4 protein-coding genes, 1 tRNA gene and 1 pseudogene are annotated in these 5,725 nt (G+C 64.3%); all 6 read right to left on the reverse strand.

All coding sequences use genetic code 11. The annotated features are described in order from the left end of the window. Window positions 1–181 precede the first annotated feature (181 nt). Window positions 182–274: transfer RNA gene (locus AC07Z7_RS24735), tRNA-Ser, on the reverse strand. A gap of 33 nt (window positions 275–307) precedes the next feature. Further along, window positions 308–811, reverse strand: a pseudogene (locus tag AC07Z7_RS24740) (ACT domain-containing protein); the annotation flags it as partial. Between the two features lie 69 nt (window positions 812–880). Further along, window positions 881–1,831 carry a tRNA lysidine(34) synthetase TilS gene (gene tilS, locus AC07Z7_RS24745; RefSeq protein ID WP_494767999.1) on the reverse strand — a complete coding sequence of 317 codons (951 nt, stop codon included), beginning with the start codon at window positions 1,829–1,831 and terminating at the stop codon, window positions 881–883. A gap of 140 nt (window positions 1,832–1,971) precedes the next feature. Then, window positions 1,972–3,822, reverse strand: a complete 1,851-nt coding sequence (locus tag AC07Z7_RS24750; protein ID WP_252661618.1) for a methyl-accepting chemotaxis protein — start codon at window positions 3,820–3,822, stop codon at window positions 1,972–1,974. Between the two features lie 198 nt (window positions 3,823–4,020). Further along, window positions 4,021–4,998: an acetyl-CoA carboxylase carboxyltransferase subunit alpha gene (locus AC07Z7_RS24755; protein WP_094287364.1), complete on the reverse strand. Its 978-nt coding sequence runs from the start codon at window positions 4,996–4,998 to the stop codon at window positions 4,021–4,023. Between the two features lie 99 nt (window positions 4,999–5,097). Continuing rightward, window positions 5,098–5,724: a DNA-3-methyladenine glycosylase family protein gene (locus AC07Z7_RS24760; RefSeq protein WP_494768000.1), complete on the reverse strand. Its 627-nt coding sequence runs from the start codon at window positions 5,722–5,724 to the stop codon at window positions 5,098–5,100. Window position 5,725: the final 1 nt, after the last annotated feature.

The raw sequence follows: 5,725 nt of genomic DNA on the forward strand, positions 1-5,725 counted from the left end.
ACCCAAAGCGGGTGCTGTTTTAGTTCGGGCGTCGCTACGGCACAGCCAGAACCGATTCGTGAAGAGCGTCCCTAGCACAGAAAACCCCATGAAACAAATCGTGCCACGTTGATTTACATGAGGCCAATGCTCGGCACAGACGTAAAGAAACCCGCTGGTTTAGGGCGGGTCTTTTTAGCTCTGGCGGAAACGGAGGGATTCGAACCCTCGATGAGGCTCTACACCCCATACTCCCTTAGCAGGGGAGCACCTTCGGCCACTCGGTCACGTTTCCAATCCCGCTATTATGCCTCATTTCGGAGGCGGTTCAGGCAGCCTGGGCGGTCTGCGGCTCCAATGTGAAGGCCTCGCGCAGGCTGCGCACAGCCAGTTCCATCTGCGTTTCATCGATCACCACCGAGGTCCTGGACTCAAAGGTGGAGATCATCTGGGCCTGGATGCCCGCTTCACGGAGCGTGCCGAACACCTTGCCGGCCACACCCACTTGGCTGCGCATGCCAGTGCCGACGATGCTGACTTCGCAAACACCGACATCCCCCACGACTTCCAGCGCGCCCAGCGCGGGAAGCACTTGATCCAGCAGCAACTCCACGGTGCGCACGCAGTCGCTGCGGTGCACGGTGAAGCTGAGATCGGTCTTGCCGTCCTTGCCCACGTTCTGGACGATCGCGCCCGAGTCGATGCGGGCATCGGCCATGGTGCGCAGAACATGGCTGGCAATGCCGGGCTGGTAGGGCACACCGAGCACGGAGACCTTGGCCAGGTTGCGGTTGACGGCAATGCCGGAGACGACGGTTTGTTCCATTTTTTTGATTCTCAAGGTACTGCGGTGGGCGGCTTGTTGTGCACCGCCGTGTTGCGCGTCTGCAGGGCGGCCCACCTATGGGCTGGACCAACCAATCCCCGGGCCTGAGCGCACCACAAAACCACGCCCCACCTTGATGTGGATCTGGTGGCCACGCGTGGTGCAGGCCTGGATCTGGTCGAGCAACTCACCCAATTGCGCCGCAGCGGGCGTGGTGTGATGGGCCTGGCGCAGCCAGTGGCGCAGCACGTTGGCCTGCCTTGCACGGCTGAGTCCCTGCAGGGCCTTGATCTGCGGGGGCACACCCACCAGGGCCAGGTCCTGCTGCGCCAGCTCGTGCAGCAATTCGGCGGCCTGGGCGGCGTTGTCGGCCGAGCGCGCAAAGGTGTCGCGAAAGGATGGGAATGCCGCGTCCAGCGCAGGCAGTAACTGGGCACGGATGCGGTTGCGCGTGAAGCGCTCGTCGGTGTTGGTGGGATCTTCTACCCAGGCCTGGTCCTGTGCGCGCAGCCAGTGGCGCACATCCGCCCCTGCCACCTGCAGCAAGGGGCGGTGCCAGACGATGCCCGCGCGCTCCCAGCGGGCGGGCATCGCGGCCAGGCCCGCCACGCCCGCGCCGCGCGACAGTGCCAGCAGCAGGGTTTCAGCCTGGTCGTCGGCATGTTGCGCAATTGCTATTGATTTGATAGCAACACCTTGTATATGGTCGCGCGCAAAGGCCTCAAAAGCCTGGTATCTGGCCTGCCGCGCCGCGTCTTCCGGGCTCTGGCCGGGGACATGGCGGGCATCGAGGCGCTGCACCACCAGCGGCACGTCCAGCCGCTGGCACAGCGCGGTGCAATGCTGCTCAAAACCATCGGCTGCGGCCTGCAAGCCATGGTGCACATGGATGGCCCGCACCTGGCCGGGCCAGCGCCGGGCACAGGCCAGCAGCAGGGCGGTGGAATCCGCGCCCCCGCTGAGTGCCACGGCCAGCGGCAGCGCGGGCGCAAACGCCTGCAGAGCAGCTTCGAAGGACTGAGTCATGCCAGCGGCCCTCGCGCCGGGCGGGGGCATGGCTGGGAAGCAGAGGCAGGATCAGCAAAACGAACAGGGCAGCGGGGCATGGGAGCCGATTATCGCGGGCGCCCTCGCCTGCCCTGCGCGCCCCAAAAAGCAAAAACGCCTCAACCGCCGGGCGCCGACAAACGCGGTGCCGCGTGCGACGCGTCGGTGGACAGGCGGAAGGTGCCCACCACTTCAGACAGCCGCACCGACTGGTCCTTGAGGCTTTGCGCGGCTGCGGCGCTTTCCTCCACCAGTGCGGCGTTCTGCTGGGTCATCTGATCGAGCTGTGCCACGGCCTGGCCGACCTCGTTGATGCTGGTGCTCTGCTCGTTGGTGGAGGCCGTGATTTCGGCCATGATGTCCGTGACGCGCTGCACCGAGGTGACGATGTCGTTCATGGTCGTGCCTGCGTCGTGCACCAGGCGCGAGCCGTTCTCGACCTGCTCCACCGAGGTGTTGATCAGCGTCTTGATCTCGCGCGCGGCCTCGGCACTGCGCTGGGCCAGGCTGCGCACCTCGCCCGCCACCACCGCAAAGCCCCGGCCCTGCTCGCCCGCGCGGGCGGCTTCCACGGCGGCGTTCAGCGCGAGGATATTGGTCTGGAAGGCAATGCCGTCAATCACCCCGATGATGTCGTTGATCTTGCGGGAGGCGGCGTTGATCTGGTCCATGGTGGTGACCACATTGCCCACCACCTGGCCGCCGTGCTGGGCCACGTTGGACGCCTGGGCCACCAGCTGATTGGCCTGGCGGGCCGCATCGGCGTTGTGGCGCACGGTTTCGGTGAGCTGCTGCATGGAGGCCGATGTCTCCTGCAAGCTGGACGCGGTGAGTTCTGTGCGGCCGCTCAGGTCGTGGTTGCCGGTGGCGATCTCTTCCGCCGCCACGCGCACCGAGCTGCTGGCATCGCGGATCTGCGCCAGCACGCCCGAGAGCTTGCCTGCAAAGCTGTTGAAGCTGGCGGCGATCTGCGCCAGTTCGTCCTCGCCATGCGTGTCAATGCGGCGCGAAAGATCGCCATCGCCCGCTCCCACCTCGTGCATGGCGTCGCGCACCTGGGTGAGTCTGCGTAGCCGCTGGGTCAGTACCGTCGCCAGCAGGGCGACGGCTATCGCGAGCACCACGATGCTCGACAGCACCGAGGTAGTGAGCATGGTACGAATGGGAGCCATGGCTTCCGACTCATCCAGCGCCACCACCAGCATCCAGTTGGAGCCCGCGATCGGTGCCACGGTCAGAAGGCGCTGACGTCCATTGATTTCCACGGGCACCATCGTCTTGGACTGAACCGCTGCGGTGAGCTTGTCGCCGGACAGATCCTTGGACAAATCGGACAGGGGTTTCAGCGTCAGCGCGGCGTCCGGGTGCGCAATGATCTTGCCGTCGGCGGAGGCCATGAAGCCGAAACTTGTGGGCGTGGGCTTGACAGACGCTACGGTGGCCACGACCGACTCCATGGACACATCCCCGGCCGCCACGCCTTTGAGTGCACTGCCCGCCCCGACAGGGGTGGCAAACGTGACGACCAGCTTGCCGTCCGAAGCTGAAATGTAGGGCGGCGTGATGACGGATGCACCGGCCGCCGCAGCCTGCTTGTACCAGGGCCGAGCAGTGGGATCGTAGTCGGGGGGGAGGCTACGCTGCTCGGAGAACACGTACTTCTTGTCCGCATACCCGAAATACACGGTAGAGAACTTGCCAGCATCGCGCAGGATGGCCAGAGTTTTGACGGGATCCGGATCTTCAAAAGCGCTGATGGATGCCGCCACGATCATGGCCTTGGCACGCCCCCACTCCTCAATGGTTTCCACATGGCTCTTGGCGGTGGCCAGGCTCTCCTCTTGAAGCGCATCGCGCGCTTGGCTGCGCGCCACCAGAAAGTTCGCCACCGTCAGCACCAGCAGGGCCAGCACCAGGCAAATTGTGGACAACACCAAAATCTGCCCCTTGAGGGACTTGAACATCGACATGCGACACTCCTTTGGCCCGCAGCGAGCCATCGAAACATGCTACATCTTGTTGCAACATGTACGCCATAGGGAAATGCCGACGGCGTGTAGCCCGCCACCACGCCCCCAACCCAAAGTGGCCCAGAAACGACAACGGCTCCTGTTGGGGCCGCATTGCAAGCAGGTCACCAGTGCGACCGGCTCAGGAAGCAGGGGTATTCAGCGGCTATCGGCCTTGGTGTCGGCGAAGCGGCCGTAGCTTTGCAGGCGCTCGTAGCGGCGGTCTAGCAGGTCCTTCACCTTGAGGTCGGCCACCTGGCGGAAGGCATCGCCCAGCGCGCGCTTGAGGAAGGCGGCCATCTGCTTGTGGTCGCGGTGGGCGCCGCCCACGGGCTCGCTCACGATCTTGTCCACCAGGCCCAGCGCCTTGAGGCGGTGGGCCGTGATGCCCAGCGCATCGGCGGCCTCCTGGGCCTTGTCGCTGGTCTTCCAGAGGATGGAGGCGCAGCCTTCAGGGCTGATCACGGAGTAGATGGCGTACTGCAGCATCACGACCTGGTCGGCCACGCTGATGGCCAGCGCGCCGCCGGAGCCACCTTCGCCAATGATGGTGGTGATGATGGGCACTTCCAGCTGCGCCATCTCGAAAATGTTGCGGCCGATGGCCTCGGACTGACCACGCTCCTCGGCATCGATGCCAGGGTAGGCGCCGGGCGTGTCCACAAAGGTGAACACGGGCAGCTTGAACTTCTCGGCTGTCTTCATGAGGCGCAGGGCTTTGCGGTAGCCCTCGGGCTTGCTCATGCCGAAGTTGCGCATGGCGCGCTCTTTGGTATCACGGCCCTTCTGGTGGCCGATGACCATGCAGGCGTGGCCATTGAAGCGTGCGAGGCCACCCACGATGGACTGGTCATCCGCATAGTGACGGTCGCCGTGCAGCTCCACGAAGTCGGTGAAGATGTCGCGCACGTAGTCGAGCGTGTAGGGGCGCTCGGGGTGGCGGGCGATCTTGGTGATCTGCCAGGGGGACAGCTCGCTGTAGATGTCCTTGGTGAGTTGCTGGCTCTTCTTGCTCAGCTGGTCGATCTCTTCCGAGATATCGACGGCACTCTCGGTCTGCACGTAGCGCAGTTCTTCAATTTTGGACTCCAGCTCTGCGATGGGCTGCTCGAAATCCAGAAAGGTCTTTTTCGCCAACGTTGTTCTCCTTGGGGCTCGCGCCGGGCGGCTGCCACGATGAATGGCACGCACTGTAACCGACGGTTAACGATTTTTGGTCAAACGCGTCAGATGGCGTCAGTAAGCAACCGGCTGCGGGTCGAGCGACCGCCAAATATACCAAGTCGCCACACTGCACCAGGGCTTCCAGGCCTCGGCCACCTCGCGGGCGTCGCTGCGGCTCACAGGGTCGCCCGAGAAGTAATTCTGGCTGATGCCGGTGATCAACCCCGGGTCGTCCAGGGGCAATACATTGGGCCGCATCAAATAGAAGATCAAAAACATCTCAGCCGTCCAGCGGCCGATGCCGCGAATGGCCACCAGCTCGGCAATGATGGCCTCATCCTCCATCGCCGCCCAGTCCTTCACATGCAGCTTGCCACTCTCGAAGTGCATGGCCAGGTCCACCAGGTAGTCCACCTTGCGGGCCGACAGGCCAGCGGCGCGCATGTCGTCGATCTTGAGCTTGAGCACGCTGGCGGGCTTCATGCCACGCGGCAGCAACGCCACCAGGCGCTCCCACACCGCCTGGGCGGATGCCACCGACACCTGCTGGCCCACGATGGAGCGCGCCAGCGTAATAAAAGGGTCGCCTTTGGTCTGCAGCGCGGCGTCGCCAAACTGCGGGATCAGGCGCTTCATCACCCGGTCTTTTTTGACGAGGTGCTTGCACGCCTCGGCCCAGTAGTCGGGCGTGGCCAGCACC

The organism is Acidovorax sp. GW101-11A03 (assembly GCF_059424825.1).